General features: G+C 61.3%; 20 protein-coding genes. 8 read left to right on the top strand and 12 right to left on the bottom strand.

Annotated features, from left to right (window positions below):
* From QMK54_RS09260 to QMK54_RS09210, 11 genes are read right to left on the bottom strand one after another with little or no spacing between them, the layout of a single operon-like run.
* Entirely contained in the window at positions 1 to 255 is a 255-nt protein-coding gene (locus tag QMK54_RS09260) for an EscS/YscS/HrcS family type III secretion system export apparatus protein (RefSeq protein WP_007993424.1), read from the bottom strand.
* 10 nt (positions 256 to 265) lie between these two features.
* Positions 266 to 925, bottom strand: coding sequence for an EscR/YscR/HrcR family type III secretion system export apparatus protein (locus tag QMK54_RS09255; RefSeq protein WP_320402384.1), 660 nt, complete (start codon positions 923 to 925; stop codon positions 266 to 268).
* Positions 922 to 1,845 (bottom strand): FliM/FliN family flagellar motor switch protein, encoded by a 924-nt coding sequence (locus QMK54_RS09250; RefSeq protein WP_223588250.1) that lies wholly within the window; start codon positions 1,843 to 1,845, stop codon positions 922 to 924. Before QMK54_RS09250 ends, QMK54_RS09255 begins: the two co-directional genes overlap by 4 nt.
* Positions 1,842 to 2,774, bottom strand: coding sequence for an invasion protein (locus QMK54_RS09245; protein ID WP_320402383.1), 933 nt, complete (start codon positions 2,772 to 2,774; stop codon positions 1,842 to 1,844). Before QMK54_RS09245 ends, QMK54_RS09250 begins: the two co-directional genes overlap by 4 nt.
* Entirely contained in the window at positions 2,771 to 3,226 is a 456-nt protein-coding gene (locus QMK54_RS09240) for a type III secretion protein (RefSeq protein ID WP_320402382.1), read from the bottom strand. Before QMK54_RS09240 ends, QMK54_RS09245 begins: the two co-directional genes overlap by 4 nt.
* Positions 3,223 to 4,509 carry a type III secretion system ATPase SctN gene (gene sctN / locus QMK54_RS09235; RefSeq protein ID WP_320402900.1) on the bottom strand — a complete coding sequence of 429 codons (1,287 nt, stop codon included), beginning with the start codon at positions 4,507 to 4,509 and terminating at the stop codon, positions 3,223 to 3,225. Before sctN ends, QMK54_RS09240 begins: the two co-directional genes overlap by 4 nt.
* On the bottom strand, positions 4,506 to 4,913 hold the full coding sequence (locus QMK54_RS09230; protein ID WP_110660175.1) for a CesT family type III secretion system chaperone: 408 nt from the start codon (positions 4,911 to 4,913) through the stop codon (positions 4,506 to 4,508). The genes sctN and QMK54_RS09230 overlap by 4 nt, the downstream gene beginning before the upstream one ends.
* 13 nt (positions 4,914 to 4,926) lie before the next feature.
* Entirely contained in the window at positions 4,927 to 6,978 is a 2,052-nt protein-coding gene (locus tag QMK54_RS09225; RefSeq protein ID WP_110660176.1) for an EscV/YscV/HrcV family type III secretion system export apparatus protein, read from the bottom strand.
* Between the two features lie 23 nt (positions 6,979 to 7,001).
* The gene (gene sctW / locus QMK54_RS09220) at positions 7,002 to 8,108 is read right to left on the bottom strand and encodes a type III secretion system gatekeeper subunit SctW (protein WP_110660177.1); all 1,107 of its coding nucleotides are present in this window, start codon (positions 8,106 to 8,108) and stop codon (positions 7,002 to 7,004) included.
* Positions 8,105 to 9,760, bottom strand: a complete 1,656-nt coding sequence (gene sctC, locus QMK54_RS09215) for a type III secretion system outer membrane ring subunit SctC (RefSeq protein ID WP_320402381.1) — start codon at positions 9,758 to 9,760, stop codon at positions 8,105 to 8,107. Before sctC ends, sctW begins: the two co-directional genes overlap by 4 nt.
* 4 nt (positions 9,761 to 9,764) lie before the next feature.
* Entirely contained in the window at positions 9,765 to 10,499 is a 735-nt protein-coding gene (locus tag QMK54_RS09210) for a helix-turn-helix domain-containing protein (protein ID WP_223588238.1), read from the bottom strand.
* 225 nt (positions 10,500 to 10,724) lie between these two features.
* Between QMK54_RS09210 and QMK54_RS09205 the strand changes: the two genes are divergently transcribed.
* From QMK54_RS09205 to cobA, 8 genes are all read left to right on the top strand, one after another.
* Positions 10,725 to 11,936 (top strand): CmpA/NrtA family ABC transporter substrate-binding protein, encoded by a 1,212-nt coding sequence (locus QMK54_RS09205; protein ID WP_320402380.1) that lies wholly within the window; start codon positions 10,725 to 10,727, stop codon positions 11,934 to 11,936.
* 15 nt (positions 11,937 to 11,951) lie between these two features.
* Entirely contained in the window at positions 11,952 to 12,527 is a 576-nt protein-coding gene (locus QMK54_RS09200; RefSeq protein ID WP_008048624.1) for an ANTAR domain-containing response regulator, read from the top strand.
* Positions 12,528 to 12,855: 328 nt separating this feature from the next.
* On the top strand, positions 12,856 to 14,067 hold the full coding sequence (locus QMK54_RS09195; protein WP_110662960.1) for a nitrate/nitrite transporter: 1,212 nt from the start codon (positions 12,856 to 12,858) through the stop codon (positions 14,065 to 14,067).
* Between the two features lie 7 nt (positions 14,068 to 14,074).
* Positions 14,075 to 15,742 carry a bifunctional protein-serine/threonine kinase/phosphatase gene (locus QMK54_RS09190; RefSeq protein WP_223588236.1) on the top strand — a complete coding sequence of 556 codons (1,668 nt, stop codon included), beginning with the start codon at positions 14,075 to 14,077 and terminating at the stop codon, positions 15,740 to 15,742.
* 290 nt (positions 15,743 to 16,032) lie between these two features.
* Positions 16,033 to 18,486, top strand: a complete 2,454-nt coding sequence (nirB, locus tag QMK54_RS09185) for a nitrite reductase large subunit NirB (RefSeq protein ID WP_320402379.1) — start codon at positions 16,033 to 16,035, stop codon at positions 18,484 to 18,486.
* Entirely contained in the window at positions 18,483 to 18,800 is a 318-nt protein-coding gene (nirD, locus tag QMK54_RS09180; RefSeq protein WP_110658879.1) for a nitrite reductase small subunit NirD, read from the top strand. The genes nirB and nirD overlap by 4 nt, the downstream gene beginning before the upstream one ends.
* Positions 18,800 to 21,517, top strand: a complete 2,718-nt coding sequence (locus QMK54_RS09175; protein WP_320402899.1) for a molybdopterin-dependent oxidoreductase — start codon at positions 18,800 to 18,802, stop codon at positions 21,515 to 21,517. Before nirD ends, QMK54_RS09175 begins: the two co-directional genes overlap by 1 nt.
* A gap of 10 nt (positions 21,518 to 21,527) precedes the next feature.
* Entirely contained in the window at positions 21,528 to 22,292 is a 765-nt protein-coding gene (gene cobA / locus QMK54_RS09170) for a uroporphyrinogen-III C-methyltransferase (RefSeq protein WP_110658875.1), read from the top strand.
* A 75-nt stretch (positions 22,293 to 22,367) separates the two neighbouring features.
* Here cobA and QMK54_RS09165 read toward each other — a convergent pair whose 3' ends face one another.
* Positions 22,368 to 23,411, bottom strand: coding sequence for an OmpA family protein (locus QMK54_RS09165; RefSeq protein WP_110658873.1), 1,044 nt, complete (start codon positions 23,409 to 23,411; stop codon positions 22,368 to 22,370).
* Between the last annotated feature and the right edge of the window lie 32 nt (positions 23,412 to 23,443).

Here is a 23,443-nt window from a genome sequence, read left to right as displayed (position 1 = left end):
CTAAGCCAATGCCAGACGGATGACTTCCCGACTGAAATCGAGCAAGGTTTCGCCATACCAGCCCGAAAGCAGGAACAGGCACGCGGCGACAGCCAACAGCTTGAAACCGAACGGCAGTGTCTGCTCCTGTAATTGGGTCACGGTCTGGATCAAACCGACCACCAGGCCGACCACCGTGGCGACAATGATCGGCCAGGCCACCATCAACAGGATCAGGTACAGGGTTTTATTGCCGGCATAGACCAGGTCGTTCATGAGCCCGCGCCTATGCCAGCAAGGTCAGGTATTGCTTGACCAGCCCGGTGGACAGCAGCGCCCAGCCGTCCAGTGCAACAAACAACACCAACTTGATCGGTACCGAAATGATCACCGGGCTCATCATCATCATGCCCAGCGCCAGCAGGATGCTTGAGATCACCAGATCGACGATGACGAACGGCAAATACAGGTAGAAGCCGATCTTGAAGGCGCTTTTGATTTCACTCAAAGCGTAGGCCGGCAGCAGGGAAAACAGCGACGGCGTGAGTTCTTCATCGGCGGGCAGACCGCTGTCGGACTCACTCTGCACCGCCTGCGCCCGCTCGAAGAACAGCGCCAGTTCCGGGTCGGTGTATTTGCGCAGGTAATCCTTGTATCCGCCCAAGCCGTTCTCGGCGAAATTCACGACTGACTCGATGTCGGTAAAGGCCACCTGCTCTTCCTTGTAATAGCCATAGCCTTGTTTCATCACCGGTGTCATCACGAAAATCGCCAGCATCAAGGCAATCGCATTGAGGGCCATGTTCGAGGGCACCTGCTGCAAGCCCAAGGCGTTACGCACGATGACAAAGACAATGGAAAACTTTATGTAGCAGGTGCCGGCCGCCACCAGAAACGGCAGCAGTGAAGCGAACGCCAGTAACGCGATCAGCGAGACATCATTCATCGCGGCATTCCGTCCGGTGAGCCGTCGCGATAGACCTCGAGCAACTCCACACCCAACTGCTCTTCCAGTTGCACCAGTTCGCCACGGGCCACCGGCTTGCCATTGGCGCGTACTTCGATGTGACGCGCTGCATCGTCCGCCAGCGGGATCAGTTGTCCCCCGACGATCCGCGACAGCGTGGCCAGGTCGATTTCCTGGGTCGCGAGCACGAATTGCAGGCGCACCGGCAGAGCGTCGAGGTCAAAATCGGCATCGGAATCCGTCGAGCCTTCGACGTCGGTCACGGTCGATTGCATGTGTATCCCCTGTTCAGTAAAGGTGAAAACGCCGAGGCATTGATGCCCCAGGCAGCATCGTTGCGAACGCTGAATGATTCGCAGGACATCGCCCGCCTTCAGCCGTACCCCATGCCTGAGGTGACTCGACCCCAGCATCAGCTCCAGGTGTAGCGGCAAATCGCTCAGCCATGAGTCGGCGGCCAGGGGCTGGCTGGCGGTCGGTGCCGGTGGCAATCGGGTCAGCCACAGGCGCCCACGAGACGTGTCGAGCCAAGGCAGTTCTTGCGGCGGCAATTGCCCGGGAAGGACCCCATCGACGTCGGAAATTTGCTGGTAGTGCAAGTCGTCTACCTCCAGCAGCAAGGGTTGCGGCACCGCGCGGAACAGCTCGGCGATGTTCATCAGCGAACACTCGACCGTCAGTAACGCCCGCAAACCCGGGAGTGATCGATGCAACCAGTCGTGGGCATCGATCAAACCCTGCCATTCCCCGTCCTTGCCAGATGCGCGAAAACACAGGTAGCCCGATTGCCTTGGCGGATGGCTTGAACCGGCGTCGATATCCGCGCTCCGCCAGCGTCGTATCGCTTGCGCGGCGGCATGCGCCTGGGCGTTGATCCGGCGCAACCTCAGTGCACTCATGCGCCCTGCCCGTCTTCGGTCTGCTCGTCGTCCGGCGGCTGCCGCGAGCCCTGGCGCTGCTGTTCGCCGTCGCTATCGGTCAGGCGCCAAGCGGGTTCGCGGACGTGTTCCAGCGACACCTTGAGTTGTTCGAAAACCTGGGCATTGCTCGGGCTCAGTTGCAGGTTGCGGGTGGGCTCATCGGCCACGCGGCTGATCGTCACTTGCCCGCTGACGGTGCCTTTATTGAACGGAACCTGCAGCAAACCACGGTCGGCAATCGACAAGGTTTCGATGATCGGGTCGAGGGCATGCGGCGATGGCGGCTTCACGGGCGCCGAGACCGCGGGTGATGCAACTGTCGGCACATGGCGCGCGGTCAGGAGGCTCGATAAGGCTTCGGGCCTTTGCCCTTCGAACTCAGGTATCGGCGGTGCACCTGGACTGGCGGCACGATCGACCGGGAGCGGCTCGACGATGTTTGATGGGGGTTGGATCGGCCCTGACTCAACAATGGTCGGAGTCGATAGGGGCTGGATTGGCCTTGATCCAACAATGGTCGGAGTCGCCAGGTTTACCGGTGCCGACGCGACAATTCTGTCGACAACAGGCGCAACGTCAGCCAGGGGTGACAACAACCGAGGCTGCACAGGTTTACTCAACAGCGGCTGCGCTTGTGGATGAGACACCGGTGTGAGCGGCCGTACTTCGTCGAGTTCAGCAGCGAGCTTTTCCGGGAGCGTGACCATCGCCTGCAAAGTGATTGCGCGACCCGTGTCCATCAGGGGCCGATGCCGCAGGATCAACGGCGCCATCAGCTCCAGAACACCTTGTGGCAGATCATCCTCCTGCACTGGCACCAGCCTGTCGTGCAACTCATCCATCGGCTGTTCGGTGACGGCGTCCAAGGGTTGAACCGGCAAGGGTGAAATTACAGATGCATTGCTCATCGCGAAACTCCGTTCATTTCTTCGACTTCTCTTTCATCCCGGCGCACCTGCTCCAGCCGTTGCCTGCGTAACAGCTGCTGAACAGTCCCTTCGTACTTGTCGTGCTTGCGCTGCGCGAGCCGCAGTTGCTCGCGCTGTTCCAGCAACACTTGCTCAATCTCCCGGCACTGCTGATCGACCCGGTCACGCTCGAGGCGCAACAGATTGATCTGCCGCCGAATGACCGCTTGCCTTCGCAACAGCGCCAACAGTTGCCCGTGATCGAGCACACAGTCATTGGCGCGATGGCTGGCCAACAAACTGTGTAGCGCCGCTTCTTGTCCGTCGAAAGCAGCCCGCTCCTGCACCAGCGGCTGCAGTTGTTGCCGGGTACGCGCTATCAAGAGTTCAGCGCGTTGCCGACGGAACTGGCTGAGCGCCAACAGGCGAAGACGATCGGCTAATGGATTCATGCCATGAGCCCCTGTAATTGGCCCAGGGCCTCGTCCGGTTCACAGCATTCGTCCGTGGGCTGGCGCAACCACTGGTGGAGGGCCGCGCGGCGTTGCAGCGCCTGGTCATTGGCGGGGTCCGCGCCTGGGCTGTACTCGCCCATGTCGAGAAAAACCTGCAGCTGCTCAAGCCGCGTCAGCGTATCCCGGGTCGCCGCTGCCAGTTGCTGCACCTGCGGCGGGGTGACTTGCGTCGCCACGCGACTGACGCTGCGCAACACATCGATTGCCGGGTAGTGCCCCTTGGCCGCCAAGGTTCGACTGAGGTAGATGTGTCCGTCGAGAATCGAACGAATCTCCTCGGCGATCGGGTCCGGCTCGTCGTCACTTTCCAGCAGCACCGTGTACCAGGCGGTAATGCTGCCGGAAGCGGTCACACCCGGTCGTTCCAGCAGGCGCGGCAAGGCATCGAACACCGAGGCCGGATAGCCCCGTCGCGCCGGTGCTTCACCCGCAGCCAGGGCCAGGTCGCGACGGGCCCTGGCATAGCGCGTCAATGAGTCCAGCAACAGCACCACACGCTGGCCTTGGTCACGGAAATACTCGGCGATGGCGGTGGCCTGGAGCGCCGAGTTACAGCGGTCCACCGAGGAAAAATCCGACGTGGCGTACACCACCACGCAGCGTGAGCGTATTTCAGACTGACGCAGATGCTCGATGAATTCGGTCACTTCGCGGCCGCGCTCGCCGATCAGGCCGATGACAAAAACATCCGCATCAGTGTGATTGATCAGCATATTGATCAGGGTGGTTTTGCCGGAGCCTGCGGCGGCGAAAATGCCGATGCGTTGACCGACACCACAGGTCAACAGACCATCGATCACTCGAATACCCGTGTGCAGCGGCTCCGCCACCGGGCGCCGCTGCTGGTACGACGGCGGGTCGGCATCCACCGGATAGTCCCGCAGAGCAACCGCCGTCGATGGCGCCAGACGCTCGACGATCGTGCCCTGGGGGTCGACCACGCTGCCGAGCAAGGCGTCACTGCAGGCCAGTTGCAGGGTCGAACCCGTGGGCACAATCATCGATTCCCTGGACAAGCCTTTCGCATCACCGAGCAGGCTGAGCAGAACAGCGTCGGGTTTGAAGCCGATGACCTGCGCCCGGGCCACGACCTGAGGCTGGCGCCAATGCCGCCGTACTTCACAGACCTCGCCCACTACCACATCGCCCAAAGCGGCTTCGATCAAGGGACCGCTCAAGCGCAAGGGATGGGCCGCATGCCTTTCCAGCCGGGTGTTCATCGACGTAAAAGTTCGCACAGCGTTTCGGTCGCCTGCACAAAAGCATCCAGGGCTTGCGCGAAGTGTTCAGCATCACCGAGGGCATGGGCATTGGCCATCAACCGCAGTTCGAGCCGTTCCTGAACGACGCACAGGTGCAATTGCCCGGTGCGGGAAAAAGGATTGCCCTCAAGCAAGAACTGCATCAAGTCGAAGGCACATTGGTTCATTGCACTCGGGTTCGCTTCTGCGACCGTCGACCAGACCCAGACATCGCCATCGACCATCGCCACGTTGATATCGGGCAGGTTCTTCATCTGCATTTCAATCGTGCTGTGACTGTCAAAATGCCCTATCTGGCTGTCCTTGCAGCCACTATGACGTAGTGCTTCGCGCAACAAATCGGCTAAATCCATAGACATCATTTACGGGGTTTCCTTACAGGGTTTTGATCACATTGACGGAGACGGTCTCGCAGACTTCGCCGAACGACATCACGTCCAGCTCGCGACAGCGTCCCTCGATAAGTTTCTTGATGTAGCGCCGGACATCGACCGAACACAGCAGCACCATGTCCTTTTGAGCAATGTGCACACTGTCCAGGGCGACGCTCAGGCGATCCATCAGCTCTTCGGATTCGGCCGGCTCGAGGTTGATGAAACTGCCCGCCGAGGTTTGCCGAATCCCGCGCCGCACCACCTCTTCGAACTCGGCCGACAACAGCAACACCCGCAAGTCATTACCCTGGGCAAACTTGTTGCTGATGTAGCGGGCCAGCGAGCCACGAACGTGCTCGACCAGCGCCAGCGCATCTTTTTCCCGGGACGCCCAATGGGCCAGGGACTCAAGAATGAGCTTCATGTTGCGCACGGAAATGCGCTCGCCGATCAGGCGCTGCAGCACTTCGGTGATCTTCTGCACGGTGACGTGGCGATAGACTTCCTTGAGCAGATCAGGGCAGCGGGTTTCCATTTCGTCGAGCAGTTGCTTGGTTTCCTGCACGCCGAAAAACTCCTGGATGTTGCGCGCCAGCAAGGTGACCAGGCAGCGGTAGCATTCCTCGTCCGCCGGGCGCAGGTGATAGCCCAATTGCTGCACCCGTTCCTGGTCGGTGGCGTTGACCCACACCCCGCCCAGGCGATTGCTGTCACTGCCGCGCACCAGGGCAAAGCCCATGGCTTCCAGTTCCGGCGAGTAGTCGAGCAACCGCCAGTGATCGAAATGGATATCGAATTGCTCGGCACGCACTTCGTTGATCAGCACTGCCACTTGATGCGCCGGCAAGGCTTCGCTGGCGCGCAATTGCGGCTCGGGAATGCGCAGCCCGTAATCAACGAAAAACTGGCTGCGAAAACGCGCCGCCCAACGGGCCCTGGTCAACTCGTCGAGGCGCGCGGTGGGCACCAACAACATCAGCGGGATGGTTTCGGTGGCGATATTATCGATGTCCTCGAGCAGGCCCGAGCCGGTCTGCAACGCCTCACCCTGCGTCGCCGATGGCCGGCTGTCACCCTGGCCCTCGGCCCTGGAGGCCTGGCGTCGGCGTACGAACAGCAGCAGTGCCAGGGCCGCGGCGATGGGCAGGAAGGTCAGCAGCGGAAAACCGGGTAACAGGCCGACGCCCACCGCCAGCAGCGCCGTCACCCCCAGCACGAACGGATTACCCAGCATCTGGGCGAGCATGTTGCGCCCCAGGTTGGCATCATCGCCGTTGACGCGGGTGACGATGAAGCCGGCGCCGATGGCGATCAGCAACGCCGGAATCTGCGCCACCAGACCATCGCCAATGGTCAGTAGGGTGTAGGTCGACAACGCTGTGGACAGGTCCATGCCCATCTGCCCGACGCCAATGGCCATGCCGCCGATGAAGTTGACGAAGATAATGATGATGCCGGCGATGGCGTCGCCCTTGATGAACTTCATCGCGCCGTCGAACGAGCCGTACAACTGGCTTTCGCGCTCCAGCACGCTGCGCTTTTCCTTGGCTTCCTCGGCCGTCATGGCGCCAGCCTTGAGGTCGCCGTCGATGCTCATCTGCTTGCCGGGCATGCCGTCCAGCGAGAAGCGCGCCGCAACTTCGGCCACCCGCTCCGAGCCCTTGGTGATCACGATGAACTGGACAATCGTGACAATGGAAAAGATCACGAAGCCTACCACCAGGCTTTCACCGATCACGAACTCACCGAAGGAGGCGATGATCTCCCCCGCATCAGCCTGGCTGAGGATCAGCCGGCTGGTGCTGATCGACAGCGCCAGGCGAAACAGGGTGGTCAACAGCAGCAACGCCGGAAAGGTCGAGAAACTGAGGATGCGCTCGATGTAGAACGACCCCAGGAACACCAGCAGCGAAATCACGATGTTCAGGCCGATGAGAAAATCCACCAGCGCCGTCGGTAGCGGAATGATCAGCATGGCGATGATCATCACCATCAGCGACAGGATCAGCAGCTCCGGGCGAGCGCTGACGTTGCGCAAAAACACATTGAGCATGGCGGGTCAGTTCCGGGAAAAAGTCATGAGCAGCCGCCGGGACGACGCCGCTCAATACATTCGAGGGCATAGGCAATATCAGCCAGGCGCGTGAACTGCTCTGCCAGGCGCAGCGGCGCCTGTTCATCGACAAACAGCGGTGCCGGTAATTGCAGGCTGAGCCGGCGCACCTTGTGCAGCACCGTCGAACGCTCATGGTGCGCACTCAACAGCACGCGCTCACCCAGGACGCCTAGCAACAGCTGGTCGAGATCATCGGGGTAGGTCAGCACTCCGAACAGGAACACCAGCCAGTCGGGCTCATCGGGGTTGTGCCGGCAGATCAGTGCATCCCCGAGTAGGCCACGGATAAACAGGTCGTCGGCTGAACGCAGGCGCTTGAGGTCGTTCACCCGGGCCAGCAGTTGACCGAACTCCACGTGCGAACAACTGGGATCCTGGGCGCTGATGTCGGTAAGCAATGCCGCTTCAATGAAGGCCAGCACAGCGCTGCGTTGCGCCGGACCGTACAACGCGATCCAGTCCTGATAACAACTGACCGGCCCGCTGTCGGACTCGATGAAATCCCGGTAGGTCTCGCGCAACAAGCCTGCGCGCACCGCCATGCTCGTACCGGACATTCTGGCCTTGAGGGCGGAATTGATCCCGGCACTCATGCGCTTGGGGGAGCCTTGGGCAACCACCGTCTGCAACAACATTTCAAGCCGCTGACGAGTCCGCGCCTCGAGTTTTTTCCGACGCAGCAGTTCGCGCAGCACCAATGCCAGGTCGCTATCGTCGGGAAACAGGCTACGTACCATCTGCAGCAACCAGCTGGTGGACTTGTCCGCCAGCCGCGCCAGGCTCAACACCTGCCGCGCCTTGGGCACGGTATCGTCCTCCAGGACTCTTTCGAAGGAGTCAGTCAATGCATCGGACTTGAGTTCGAACTGCCGCCGGCCACGGAACTGGGTCAAGGCTGCGGACATTTCATCGCTGATCTGCACAAAGCGCCGCGCCACGTCGACCGTTGTGCCGTCGTCAAGATCAAGCTCTGCCTCGACCTGCGGTTGCGGATGCTGGGCGGCCTTCTCGGCATTCAAGCGTGCCTGGGCCGCTCGCCCACCCGTGGAAATCGGTGGCAGGATCATTTTTCTGCCGCCCGGAAAAAGGATCGACGCACCCGTTCATGCTGCTGCGGACTCAGCAATCGTGCATCCGGCTCCACCGTGGCGGGTTCAAGGACGTCGAGAATTTCCTTGGGCTGAATCAGGAACACCCGCACCGTATTGGCCGAGCGGTTCTGCCGATAGCTGAACAATCGGCCGATCCACGGAATCGAACCCAGCAGCGGAATCCGTCCGACTTGCTCGCTGTGGTCATCGCGGGTGAAACCGCCGACCAACAGGCTCTTGCCCTGGGGCACCCGCGCCACCGTACTGATCCGTGTGCGCCCGACCGTCGGCAAACTGCCAGGTTGCTTGTCCCGGTCAAGGTTTTCTACTTCGTTGCCGTCTTCGATATTGAGTGACATTTCAATTTCGTCCGACTGGGCGAAACGAGGCAGGACGCTGACGAGCGTGCCATAGGTCACGTGCTGCAGATCGACACTGCGCTCACCCACCAGCGGGGCATAAAAGGTGCGGTTATTGTCGAAGATCGCCGGCACGTTCTCTTGTGTCAGGATCACCGGACGCGAGACCACATTCGCCCGGTTGGTGCGCTCCAGGGCCATGACCTGGGCAACGAACGAAACGCCATCGAGGGTGGTCGCCGAGCCAGCGTTGAGCGATACGGTGAATGTCCCACTGGACTTCAACGCACCCTGCCAGTTGATGCCCAGCTGATTGAGTTCATCCTTGTGCAAATCAATGATCCACAACGACAACTCCACGTGTCGTTTCGGCGTGTCCAGTGCACTCACGAGATTCTCGATAAAGCGCACCTGCTCCGGCAAACCCTTGACCAACAGGCTGTTGGTGTCCGGATAGGCCACCACGCGAATGTTTCCGGCGGCCATCTCCCGGGCAATGATCCGCGGCGCGGTCGGGTCCTGATCGGGGGATGTGCTCGCCAGGCCTTCCAGGGGAAACGCCGGCATCGCCCCCTGCGCTCGCTGTGTCGGGGCTTGCGCCACGGTCGGCTCGACCTCGCGCTTCTCGCCGCGCAACAGATCCTCGATCACGGTTGCCAGCCCGGGGATGGTCACCTTGTCATCGCGCAACTCGTATTTACGGTCGCTGACAAAGGTGTTGCGCACCTGGATAACGCCGATCTGCTGCCTGCCCAGCAACAGTTCCGAGCGCTGGTTATCCATCAGACCGGCCGCTTGCACCACCAGATCGACATACATCGGCGGCCCCGACACATGGAATGTACGCAAGCCGTCATGGCGCAATGGATAACGGCTATCGAGCAGCCCGGACCGTTCGAGAAACGCCTGAAGCCTGGCCACGGTCAGGATCTGCAGCGAAAGCATCGCGCTTTTCACTTCCGCCGCGTCATACAGATAGATCGCCTGGCCATCGCTGTACCAGATCAAACCCATCTGTGCGCTGACCCGCTCGAAGGTCCGTTGTGGCGAGCGCAGATCAAAGCTGCCGGAGATCCGCTTGGCCGAAGCGGCCTTGCTGATGATCACCGGCTTGCCCAACGGCCCGGACAACTCGGAAAAAAACGTGCGCACACTCTGTTCGCGAGCCACGTATTCGTCGGCATTCGCCCGCACAGTACAGGGTACCAGCAGCAACATGGCCGCGAGCCAAAAGGGCAAGACATACAAGGATTGAATAGCGCGATTCATCGGTTCACTTGCCTGGAAGGTAGGTAATGTCGGCCAGGCTGCTGGGGGTGAAACCCACCAGTTCGCGAACTTCCTTGGAGAAATGCGAAGAGGAGGCAAAACCGAACTCCAGCGCCAGATCCGTCAGGGAACAGTCCTGCAGACTCATGTTCAAAAGCGCCTGGGCCGTCCGCCAACCGCGCAACGCAGGCTTGGCCGCCGTACCGAGCGCCTGCCGGCACAATCGACGAAAATGCGACACCGACACCCCATAACGCTGCGCCAGATGGGTCAGTTTTTCGCTGTGGGTGCCCTGCTCCAGTAGAAAACGCACAAGCCCGTAACTTTCAGTCTGTCGCAACACACTGGCAAAGGCCTGATAGGCCGCACCGCCAGCCATCGCCTGTTCGAGGTACCAGCGCTCTAGCGCCTGTTCCGACTGAACCTGTAGAAAAGGCACTGGCAATGCCGCCCAAGGCACCTGACGGCCTCGCCGGGTGATCGGCGCATGACCAAGATCGATGAACACCTGCAGTTTCACCAACGGTGCCTGGGCAATTGGCAGGGTCGGCATACTGCCGTTGACCTCAAATCCGCTGGTCACTGCAATCAGCCCTTCCCAGCCCATCGGCAGGCAGCAGGCCGAGACGCACCGCGCCGGGGCCAGACAAACGGCGGATTGGTCGACACGCAGATGCAGCATCTGCTCGCAAGAGCGGGTATGAGTGGAACGTGTGGCGTGTAGTGATTCGATGGGCACGCCAACCTCCTTTGCGGCCTGACGATGTGGGCCGGCAGGATGTAGGACGGGGCGTGTCGAATCCTGATGCAAATATGATGAAATCCGGGCTGGCATATGCCTTGCAGCCGTTCACGTATCAGCACGCAAACCAACGGCGGAATGCGTGCCAGGACAATGGCGTCGTTACCCGGCCTTGCGCGTGCAGGATCTGGAACGACGCTTTTTTTGCAAGGTGTGAAATCGATGAACGAACCGTCTATCGGCCCTCTGGCCTGGGTCAATGGCAGCGATGCCCCGGAAAAAACCGAAATCAATCTGGGTTTCATGGCCTTGAGCGACTGCGCCTCGGTAGTGGTCGCCGCCACCCAGGGCTTCGCCCAACCCTATGGCCTGACCCTGAACCTCAAGCGTCAATCGTCCTGGGCCAATCTGCGGGACAATCTGGTCAGCGGCGAACTCGATGCCGCCCACAGCCTCTATGGCCTGATTTACGCGGTTCACCTGGGCATCGGTGGCGTCGCCGCGACCGACATGGCCGTGTTGATGGGCCTGAATCAGAACGGCCAGAGCATCAACCTGTCCCGTGGCTTGCAAGCACTGGGGGTGACCAGTCCTGAGGCACTGGATCGGCACGTGCACCAAACTCGCCCAAAACTCACCTTCGCTCAGACTTTTCCTACCGGCACCCACGCCATGTGGCTGTATTACTGGCTCGCCGCCCAGGGCATTCACCCGCTGCTGGATGTCGACAGCGTGGTGGTGCCGCCACCGCAAATGGTTGCGCACCTGCGGGCCGGGCGTATCGACGGGTTCTGCGTCGGCGAACCCTGGTCCGCCAGCGCGGTGCAGCAGGAGCTGGGTTTTACCCTGGCGACGACCCAGACCCTCTGGCCCGATCATCCGGAAAAGGTCCTCGGCTGCACCCGCGCGTTCGTCGAGCAATACCCCAATACCGCCCGGGCATTGGTGATGGCGATTCTGGAGGCCAGCCGCTTCATCGAAGAAAGCACCGAGAACCGCCGCAGCACCGCACAATTGCTCAGTGCCGTGCAGTACCTTGACGCGCCACTGGACTGCATCGAACCGCGCCTGCTGGGCGAATACGCCGACGGCCTTGGCCATCGCTGGCAAGACCCGCACGCGCTGCGCTTGCACGGGAATGGCGAGGTCAACCTGCCGTACCTGTCCGACGGCATGTGGTTCATGACCCAGTTCCGCCGTTGGGGCCTGTTGCGCGAGGACCCTGACTACCTCGCGGTGGCCCGACAGGTGCAGCAACTGGACCTCTACCGTGAGGCGGCCAGCGCCGTCGGTGTCACTTCGTCAGCGGAAGAAATGCGCAGCAGCCAGTTGATCGACGGCAAAATCTGGGACGGCTCGGACCCGGCCGGTTATGCCCGCAGCTTCAAACTGCACGCCATGAGCGACAGCTCGCACCGATCCGCCAGCCGCTGACAGGAGACGACGAACATGTTGCGAATCCTGCTGATCAACGACACCGCGAAAAAAGTCGGGCGCCTGAAGGCCGCCCTGACCGAGGCCGGATTCGAAGTGATCGATGAGTCCGGCTTGACCATCGACCTGCCCGAACGCGTCGAAACGGTGCGTCCGGATGTGATTCTGATCGATACCGAGTCACCGGGGCGCGATGTCATGGAGCAAGTGGTGCTGGTGACACGCGACCAACCACGACCGATTGTGATGTTTACCGACGAACATGACCCCGATGTGATGCGCCAGGCGATCAAGTCCGGGGTCAGTGCCTACATCGTCGAAGGCATTCACGCACAACGCCTGCAGCCGATTCTCGATGTGGCCATGGCACGCTTCGAGAGCGACCAGGCCTTGCGTGCCCAACTGCATGCCCGCGACCAGCAATTGGCCGAGCGCAAGCGCATCGAGCTGGCCAAGGGGCTGCTGATGAAAATGAAGGACTGCAACGAGGAAGAGGCCTACACCCTGATGCGCCGCCAGGCAATGAGCCGGCAACAGAAGCTGATTCAAGTGGCGGAGCAGATTATCGCCATGAGTGAGTTGCTCGGGTGAAACCCTGTGGTGAATGTTCTATCGCCTTCGCGAGCAAGCCCGCTCCCACATTTGATCGCGGTCGAATGTGGGAGCGGGCTTGCTCGCGAATGGCAGCGACTCGATTTCGAGTGTTGGCACAGATCTCGCTAAGTAATCACCACAGGTAACCAACGGCGGTTGCCCCACCTACGACAAAGACGTCGCTCACCTCATTTGCCCCTGGCGAATCGGGTAGCGGCGTTTTTTCGTTTTGGCCCCACAGCACGGGGCCGGTGGTGCGGCCGTAGCGGCGCCCCACCTGCAAGCTCATGACTCCTTCCGAGACTCTTCACAGCTGAGGTGCGCGATGAATTCAAGCTTCTGGAAATCCGGCCATACCCCCACTTTGTTCGCAGCCTTCCTCTATTTCGACCTGAGCTTCATGGTCTGGTATCTGCTCGGCCCCTTGGCGGTACAGATCGCCGCCGACCTGCACCTGACGACGCAGCAACGCGGGCTGGTGGTCGCCACGCCGATTCTCGCCGGGGCGGTGTTGCGCTTCGTGATGGGGATGCTGGCTGATCGGCTGTCGCCGAAAACCGCCGGCCTGATCGGTCAGGTCATCGTCATCTGTGCGCTATTCGGCGCCTGGAAACTCGGGATCCACAGCTACGAGCAAGCATTGCTGTTGGGTCTGTTCCTCGGCATGGCCGGCGCTTCGTTCGCCGTCGCCCTACCCCTGGCCTCGCAGTGGTATCCACCGCAGCATCAAGGCAAGGCCATGGGCATCGCCGGCGCGGGGAACTCGGGCACGGTGCTCGCCGCCTTGATCGCCCCGGTGCTGGCGGCGGCGTTTGGCTGGAGCAACGTGTTCGGCTTCGCCCTGATTCCGTTGATCCTGACCCTGGTCGTCTTCGCCTGGCTGGCCCGTAATGCCCCCGAGCGGCCAAAAGCCAAATCCATGGCCGACTACTTCAAGGCCCTGGGCGATCGTGACAGCTGGTGGTTCATGTTTTTCTACAGCGTGACGTTCGGCGGTTTCATCGGCCTGGCCAGCGCCCTGCCCGGTTACTTCAACGACCAGTACGGCTTGAGCCCGGTGACTGCCGGCTACTACACCGCCGCCTGCGTGTTCGGCGGCAGCCTGATGCGTCCCCTGGGTGGCGCCCTGGCCGACCGGTTCGGCGGCATTCGGACCCTGCTGGCGATGTACACCGTCGCGGCGATCTGCATTACCGCGGTCGGTTTCAACCTGCCGAATTCCTACGCAGCCCTGGCACTTTTCGTCTGCACCATGCTCGGTCTGGGGGCAGGCAATGGCGCGGTATTCCAATTGGTGCCGCAGCGCTTTCGCCGGGAAATCGGCGTGATGACCGGCCTGATCGGCATGGCCGGCGGCATCGGCGGGTTTGCCCTCGCGGCCGGCATGGGCGCGATCAAGCAAAGCACCGGCAACTATCAACTGGCGCTGTGGTTGTTCGCCAGCCTCGGCGTACTGGCCTGGTTCGGTCTGCACGGTGTAAAACGTCGCTGGCGGACCACCTGGGGTTCGGCCGCCGTGACGGCTGCGCGGGTCTGACGCCTCGATGAGCCTGCAACTGAGTTTCGCCGAAGCCAGCGCCATCGGTCCGCGCGAGGAAAACCAGGATGCCCTGCGCCTGGTCACGCCGGCCCCGGCGCTGGCGGCGAGCAAAGGTTATCTGTTCGCCATCGCCGACGGTGTCAGCCAGTGCGCCGATGGCGGCCTGGCGGCCCGCTCGACGCTGCAGGCCCTGGCGCTGGATTACTACGCCACGCCGGAAACCTGGGGCGTCGCGCAGGCACTCGATCGCCTGTTGCTGGCGCAGAACCGCTGGTTGCAGGCCAATGGCGGCGGCCAACCACTGCTGACCACCCTCAGTGCGCTGGTCCTGCGCGGCCGACGTTTTACCCTGGCGCATGTCGGCGATTGTCGGGTGTATCGCTGGCACGCCGATCGATTGCAGCGAATCAGCGAAGATCACGTCTGGGACCAGCCGGGCATGCAGCATGTGCTGAAACGGGCGCTGGGTCTCGATCAACATTTGGTGCTGGATTTTCTCGACGGCGAGTTGCGCCCCGATGAAAGCTTCGTCCTGCTCAGCGACGGCGTCTGGGCGGTCCTGGGCGATACCGCGATTGCCGCGATCCTGCGGGATCAACCGGACTTGCACAGCGCCGCGCAAACCCTGGTCAATGCCGCGCACCTGGCAGGCAGCCAGGACAACGCCAGTGCCTTGCTGGTGCGGGTTGATGCCCTGGGTGAAGCGAGCATTGGCGATGCGTTGATGCACTTGCAGCAATGGCCATTGCCGCCAGCCCTGAAGCCGGGTCAGGCGTTCGAAGGCTGGCAGGTCGAGGGGATCGTCACGCAGAGCCAGCAATCGCTGCTTTATCGCGTGCGCGACAGTCAGCAACAGCCCTGGCTGCTGAAAACCCTGCCGGGGCGCCTGCACGACGATCACCAGGCCGGGCAAGCGTTACTGTCGGAAGAGTGGTTTCTCAAACGCGTGGCCGGTCGACATTTTCCTGAAGTCCATGCCGCCAGTCAGCGTCAGCATTTGTACTACGTGATGCGTGAATATTCGGGCGCTACCCTGGCGCAACAGCATGAGCAAAGCGGACCGTTGCCGCTGCCCCATTGGCAAGACATCGCTGAACGCTTGCTGCGGGCGGTCGGTCTGTTGCACCGACGGCAGATCCTGCATCGCGATATCAAACCGGAGAACCTGCTGCTGGGGGACGATGGTGAGTTGCGCCTGCTGGATTTCGGCCTCGCCTACTGCCCCGGTCTCTCGCAAGACCTGCCCTGGGCACTGCCGGGCACACCGAGCTACATCGCCCCCGAAGCCTTTCGCGGAGAAATGCCGACACCACGCCAGGACTTGTACGCCGTCGGTGTGACCCTGTATTTCCTCCTCACCGGGCACTATCCCTATGGCGAAATCGAAGCGTTCCAGCGCCCGAGGTTTGGTCTCCCGGTCAACGCCAGCCGCTACCGGCCCGACCTGCCGGACTGGATCGCCCATAGCCTGGAGCGCGCCGTGGCAGCGGCCCCCGACCAGCGTTTCGAAACGGCGGAAGAATGGTTGCTGCTGATCGAACAGGGCGAACGGCGCAGCTTGAGTGTGCGCCCCAAGCCGTTGCTGGAGCGCGAGCCGCTGAAAGTCTGGCGGACCTTGGCGCTGGTTTCGTTGCTGCTCAACCTTGTGCTGCTGGTGGTTGCGCTCCATTAGCGGGCAACGCGCTTTGAATCGGTGCGTTCCCTCACGGTTCTGCCCTTGCGAACGGGATAAAAGCCAACAAACAAGGGACCTGAGCGACTTGGCACAACCGCTGCATTACCTCTTGCAACAGACATAAAGCGCGGGCTTCAACGACGAAGGCTGCACTTCCCGAGAGAACGGGACCAGGACAAAGGCGTCCTCGCTAGGCAACTAGCGGGACGCCTTTTTTTGTTTGCGCAAAATTTGTCGAGCATGGCCTGAACCCTGATGAGGCCGGCCTGAGCTCCCCGGAGAACCTGATGAAAAAATTAAAACTGGTGATGATCGGCAACGGCATGGCCGGGGTCCGGACCCTGGAAGAGCTGCTCAAGCTGAGCACAGAGCTGTACGACATCACGGTCTTCGGTGCCGAACCCCACACCAACTACAACCGCATCCTGTTGTCGCCGGTGCTGGCGGGCGAACAAACCTTCGAAGAGATCGTGCTCAACGACCTGGACTGGTACCTGGAAAACAACATCAAGCTGCTGCTCAACCGCAAAGTGGTGGAGATCGACCGGGTCAAGCGCCGGGTCATTGCCGAAGACGGCAGCGCAGCCGAATACGATCGCCTGCTGATCGCCACCGGCTCGACGCCCTTCATCCTGCCCATTCCCGGCAACACCCTTGAGGGCGTGATCGGCTACCGCGACATCGCCGACACCCAGGCCATGATCGACACCGCGAAAACCCATCGGCACGCCGTGGTGATCGGGGGCGGCCTGCTCGGCCTGGAGGCCGCCAACGGCCTGATGCTGCGGGGCATGCACGTCACCGTGGTGCATATCGGCGAGTGGTTGCTGGAGCGGCAACTGGACAAGACCAGCGGCCAGCTACTGCAAACCGCCCTGGAGTCTCGCGGCCTGCACTTTCGCCTGAGCGAGCAGACCCAGGCCTTGCACGACGCGGGCAACGGCCGGGTCGGTTCGGTGCAATTCAAGAACGGCGACATCATCCCCGCCGACCTGGTAGTGATGGCCGCTGGCATTCGCCCCAATACCGCACTGGCGGAGAAATCCGGTCTTCCGTGCAGCCGCGGGATTCTGGTCAACGACACAATGCAGACCTACGACCCACGGATCTATGCCATCGGCGAGTGCGCCAGCCATCGCGGCATTGCCTATGGCTTGGTGGCGCCGTTGTTCGAACAGGCCAAGGTCTGCGCCAACCACCTCGCCCAACTGGGTTTTGCCACCTACAAGGGCTCGGTGACCTCGACCAAGCTGAAGGTCACCGGCATCGACCTGTTTTCCGCCGGCGACTTCATGGGCGGCGAAGGTACCGAGACCATCACCCTCTCGGACCCGATTGGCGGGGTCTACAAGAAACTGGTGATCAAGGATGACGTGCTGGTCGGCGCCTGCCTGTACGGCGATACGGCAGACGGCGGCTGGTATTTCCGGCAGATCCGTGAGAATCACGCCATCGGCGAGATCCGCGATCATCTGATGTTCGGCGAAGGCGCCCTCGGAGACGTAGGACACCAAGGCCAGGACAAAGCCATGAGCATGGCCGACACGGCCGAAGTCTGCGGCTGCAACGGCGTGTGCAAGGGCACCATCGTCAAGGCCATTCAGGAACACGGGCTGTTCAGTGTCGACGACGTCAAGAAACACACCAAGGCTGCCAGCTCCTGCGGCTCCTGCGCCGGCCTCGTCGAACAGATCCTGATCAACACCGTGGGCGGTGCGGCGGACGTCAAACCGAAAAGCGAAAAGGCCATCTGCGGCTGCAGCGACCTCAACCACGGGCAAATCCGCCAGGCCATCCGCGAGCAGCACCTGCTGACCATCGCCGGCACCATGAGCTACCTGAACTGGCGCACCCCCAACGGCTGCGCCACCTGCCGCCCGGCGCTCAACTACTACCTGATTTCCACCTGGCCCGGGGAAGCCAGGGACGATCCGCAATCGCGCCTGATCAACGAAAGGGCTCACGCCAACATTCAGAAAGACGGCACCTACTCTGTAGTCCCGCGGATGTGGGGCGGCGTGACCAATCCTTCGGAACTGCGGCGCATTGCCGACGTTGCCGACAAATACAACGTGCCGATGGTCAAGGTCACCGGTGGCCAGCGCATCGACTTGCTGGGCATCCGCAAGCAAGACCTGCCGGGGGTATGGAAAGACCTGGACATGCCGTCCGGCCACGCCTACGGCAAATCCATTCGCACCGTGAAAACCTGCGTCGGCAGCGAGTTCTGCCGCTTTGGCACGCAGAACTCCACACAACTGGGCATCGAACTGGAACATGACCTGTTCAACATGTGGTCACCGCACAAGGTGAAACTGGCTGTCTCCGGTTGCCCGCGCAATTGCTCGGAAGCCGGCATCAAGGATGTGGGAATTATCGGCGTGGACTCCGGCTGGGAGATGTACATCGGTGGCAACGGCGGGATCAAGACCGAAGTCGCGGAATTCTTCGTCAAACTGAAAACCGCCGAAGAAGTCCGCGAATACAACGGTGCATTCCTGCAGCTCTATCGCGAAGAAGCCTTCTACCTCGAACGCACCGTGCACTACCTGCAACGGGTCGGCATGGAACACATCAAGAAAGCCGTGCTTGAGGACCCGGAGCGTCGCAAGGTACTCAACGATCGCCTGCAATTCTCCCTGTCGTTCGAACAGGACCCGTGGAAGGAGCGCCTGGAACAGCCCCAGCTGAAAAAAGAATTCGACGTCATCCCCGTGAAAAACCTGGAGGTGCTGGCATGAACTGGCTGGATATCTGCGCACTGGAAGAGATCAACGCCCTGGGCTCGCGGATCATCGCCGGGCCAAAGGGAGACATCGCGATTTTTCGTACCAGCGACGACGAAGTGTTCGCCCTTGACGACCGCTGCCCGCACAAGGGTGGCCCGTTGTCCCAAGGTCTGGTCTACGGCAAGCGGGTGGCCTGCCCGTTGCACAACTGGCAAATCGACCTGCAAAACGGCGAAGCCCTGGCCCCGGACATCGGCTGCGCCCACCACCATCCGGCCCGGGTGGAAAATGGCCGGGTGATGCTGGCCCTGCGGGATGCAGGATGATGGACCGCCAGATCACTGCGTCCACCTGCTGTTACTGCGGGGTCGGCTGCGGCGTGCTGATCGAGCACGACGGTTCACGCATCCTCGGCGTCAGCGGCGACCCGACGCACCCGGCCAATTTCGGCAAACTGTGCAGCAAGGGTTCGACCCTGCACCTGACCGGCGACTTGACGGCGCGGGCGCTGTACCCCGAACTGCGCCTCGGCAAAGGCCTGGCCCGCCACCGCACCGACTGGGATACCGCCCTCGATCACGCCACCAGCGTGTTTGCCGCGACCATTGCCGAACATGGGCCGGACAGCGTAGCGTTCTACATTTCCGGGCAACTGTTGACCGAGGACTACTACGCCTTCAACAAGCTGGCACGTGCCTTGGTAGGCACCAACAACATCGACAGCAATTCGCGCCTGTGCATGTCCTCGGCGGTGGTCGGCTACAAGCGCAGCCTGGGTGCCGACGCGCCGCCCTGCAGCTACGAAGACCTGGAATTGAGCGATTGCGTGATGATCGTCGGCAGCAACATGGCCTACGCCCATCCGGTGCTGTTCCGGCGGCTGGAAGAAGCCAAGTCCCATCGGCCGCAGATGAAGGTCATCGTCATTGACCCGCGTCGTACAGACACTTGCGATCTGGCTGACCTGCACCTGGCGATTTTGCCGGGCACCGATGTCGCCTTGTTCCATGGGATTTTGCATCTGCTGCTGTGGGAAGACTGGATCGATCGTGACTTCATCCGGGACCACACTCAAGGCCTGGCCGAGCTGAAAAGCCTGGTGCGTGACTACACGCCGCAAATGGTTTCGCAGCTCTGCGGCATCAGCGTCGGGCAATTGCAGCAGTGCGCCGAGTGGATCGGCACTTCACCCAGCTTTCTGTCGCTGTGGTGCATGGGCTTGAACCAGTCCACCGCCGGCAGCGCGAAAAACAGTGCCTTGATCAATCTGCACTTGGCCACCGGGCAGATCGGTCGTCCCGGTGCCGGACCTTTCTCCCTCACCGGTCAGCCAAATGCCATGGGTGGGCGGGAAACCGGCAGTTTGTCCAACCTGCTGCCCGGCCATCGCGATGCGACCAATGCGCAGCACCGTGCACAAGTGGCGTCCTACTGGGGCGTCGAACAACTGCCGGAAAATCCCGGGCTCACCGCGATCGAGCTGTTCGAGCAAGTGCGCAGCGGCAAGATCAAGGCATTGTGGATTGCCTGCACCAACCCCGCGCAATCCATGCCGGACCAGACGACAGTGCGCGAAGCGCTGCAGGCCTGCCCCTTCGTGGTGTTGCAGGAAGCCTTTCGCACCACTGAAACCGCGAAGTTCGCCGACCTACTGCTGCCCGCCGCCAGCTGGGGGGAAAAGGAAGGTTGCGTCACCAACTCCGAACGGCGCATTTCCCACGTACGCCAGGCAATCGTCGCACCGGGTGAGGCGCGGCCGGACTGGACAATTACGGTAGATTTCGCACAACGCCTGGAAAAATATCTGCGCCCCGGCCAAACCAGCCTGTTTGATTTTGATAATCCCGCCCAGGTCTTTGACGAATACAAACTGCTGACTCGCGGACGTGATCTGGACCTGTCCGGTATCAGCCATGCGTTGATCGATCGTCTCGGTCCGCAGCAGTGGCCCTTCCCTGCCGGAGCCGTAGAGGGCATGGCACGCCTTTACGTCGACGGGGTATTTGCCACTGCCAATGGTCGCGCGCAGTTCGTGGCCGACCCATACCACGCCGCCAAAGAGCAACGCGATGCACGCTTCCCGCTGACCCTGATCACCGGCCGCCTGCGCGATCAATGGCACGGCATGAGCCGCACCGGCACCGCCGCGCAGCTGTTCGGTCATGTCGGTGAAGCGCAGGTGAGCCTGCACCCGGACGAACTGCGCCGCCATCGCTTGCAGCCTGGGGATCTGGTCAGCCTGAAAAGCCGGCGCGGTGCGGTCATCGTTGCGGTCGCCAGCGATGACAGCGTGCGTCCTGGCCAGGCCTTTTTGCCGATGCATTGGGGCGATCGCTTTCTCAAGGGCGGAGTGAACAGCCTCACCTTGTCCGCATTCGATCCTTTGTCGAAACAGCCCGAACTCAAACACAGCGGCGTTCGCCTGGATCCGGTCGATTTGCCCTGGAAACTGTTCGCACTGATCGAGGGCGATGTTCAACGGCATTTCGAGACGCTACGACCGCTCTGCGAGGCGTTTTCCTACGTCAGCCTTAGCCTGGTTGGCCGTGAGCGCCCTGCTCTGCTGGTACGGGCGGCCAATGCTTCAGCACCGTCGGCAGAGCTGCTAAGCGAAATCGATAAAAGCCTGGCGCTCGATGACGGCCCGGTGCTGGCTTACGACGACCCTCGCCGAGCCATTGGCAAGCGCGTGCGGATCGAAAATGGCCGGATCACTGCCATTCGACTGGCCGGTGAAACCCTTGCCCAACACTGGTTGCAGGGGCTGTGGCTTGAAGGTCGCGCGGACCAGCAACTGCGGCGCTGGCTGCTTGCGCCGCTGAGCGCACCACCGGGCAATCTCGACGCGCCCGTCAACGCGAACAAGATCCTGTGCAATTGCAAGAACGTCGGCCAAAACGCGATCTGCGCCGGCATCAGTCGTGGCCTGGACTTGCAGGGACTCAAGCAAGAACTGGGTTGCGGCACGCAATGCGGGTCCTGCGTTCCGGAAATCAAACGCTTGCTGGCTGCCACGGCGCGGCCAATCACCGTCTTCTCGTGAGGAAAACACTATGAGTGCAAAAGTCTGGCTGGTAGGTGCGGGCCCGGGTGATCCGGAGTTGCTCACGTTGAAAGCGGTACGCGCCTTGCGCGAAGCCGATGTGGTGTTGATCGATGACCTGGTCAATGTCGCGGTACTCGAGCATTGCCCTCGGGCGCGGATCATCCCGGTGGGCAAGCGTGGTGGCTGCCGCTCCACCCCGCAAGCGTTCATCCATCGCCTGATGCTTCGTTATGCCCGCCAGGGTAAATGCGTGGCGCGGCTCAAGGGTGGCGATCCGTGCATTTTCGGCCGTGGAGGTGAAGAGGCGCAGTGGTTGCGTGAGCGTGGAGTCGAAGCCGAGTTGGTCAATGGCATCACTGCCGGACTGGCGGGGGCAACGCAATGTGATATCCCGCTGACCTTGCGCGGTGTGGCCCGCGGCGTGACCCTGGTCACCGCACACACCCAGGACGACAGCCAGTTGAACTGGCAGGCGCTGGCCCAAGGCGGAACGACGCTGGTGATTTACATGGGAGTGGCCAAGCTCGGTGAAATCCGCGAACAGCTATTGGCTGGCGGCATGGCAACGGACACACCCGTGGCCATGATTGAAAACGCGTCCTTGCCTCATCAGCGGGAATGTCGGAGTACTCTCACAGCGATGGACGAAGCTGCCTGCAGATTTCAGCTGAAAAGCCCTGCCATCCTGGTGATCGGCGCGGTAGCGGCCTGCGCAACTCAATCCCTGTGGGAGTGTGATTTGCCTGTGATGGCGGCAGATCAGTCAGCGTAGCTTCACCTGTTTCACCAAATCGCAGACAAAGAAAAGCCCGGCCTAAGCCGGGCTTTTCTCAGAGCGGCGAGCTAATTACTTAGCTTGAGCTTCAACCTGCGCTTCTACGCGACGGTTAACAGCGCGGCCAGCGTCAGTTTTGTTGTCGGCAACTGGGCGGGATTCGCCGTAGCCAACAGACTGAACGCGGGACGATTCAACACCGTACTGGTTGGTCAGAACTTGTTTAACGGCGTTTGCACGACGCTCGGACAGTTTCTGGTTGTAAGCGTCAGGACCGACGGAGTCAGTGTGACCTTCAACAGTAGTGGTGGTGGATGGGTACTGCTTCATGAAGTCAGCCAGGTTCTTGATGTCGCCGTAGCTGTTTGGCTTGACTACCGACTTGTCGAAGTCGAACTTCACGTCCAGCTCTACACGTACGACTTCAGCAACAGCTGGGCAGCCATCAGCGTCAACAGTTACGTTGGCTGGGGTGTCCGGGCACTTGTCAACGTTGTCGCAAACGCCATCGTTGTCGCTGTCGGAGCAAACTTCTGGAGCTGGAGCTGCAGCAACAGGCTTGTTGCCGCCACCGAAGTTAACACCCAGGCCTACGGACGGGATGTAGTCCCACTTGCCGTTGTCCAGCTTGTAGTCAGCTTCAACGCCAGCACGAGCGTAGACGTTTTCCAGGAAGTAGTACTTCAGGCCAGCGCCTGCAGTCAGGAAAGTCGACTGGTCACGACCGGTGTGGCCGTCAGCGGCTACGTTGGTCATGCTGCCGTGCTTAACACCACCTTGAACGTAAGGACGCAGAGCGTCGCCAGCGTTGTTGAAGTGGTACTGAGCGTTCAGACCGAACTGGTCGCCCTCGATTTTCTGATGGCCAGTACCGTTGTTCGAACGGGTGTGGTCGTCATTGTTGTAGGTCAAGTTCAACGATACGTCGTCGGTCAAGAAGTAACCGATGGAGGCGCCAGGAGTGTAGCCGTCTTCAACGTTCTTAACGCTGTCGTTGTACTTCTTCCCGTAGTTGAGCTCGCCTTCAACTGCGCCTTGGCCTTGTGCCAATGCGCCGAACGAAGTAGCGGCAATAAGAGTACCAATGGCCAAGCCCAAGGTGTTTTTCAGTTTCATCCGTTAAATCCCCATCTGGTGATTGTGAAGCA

The organism is Pseudomonas sp. P5_109 (assembly GCF_034009455.1).
In the GTDB taxonomy this organism is placed as follows: Bacteria; Pseudomonadota; Gammaproteobacteria; order Pseudomonadales; family Pseudomonadaceae; genus Aquipseudomonas.
This window is presented reverse-complemented; position numbering and strand designations above follow the sequence as displayed.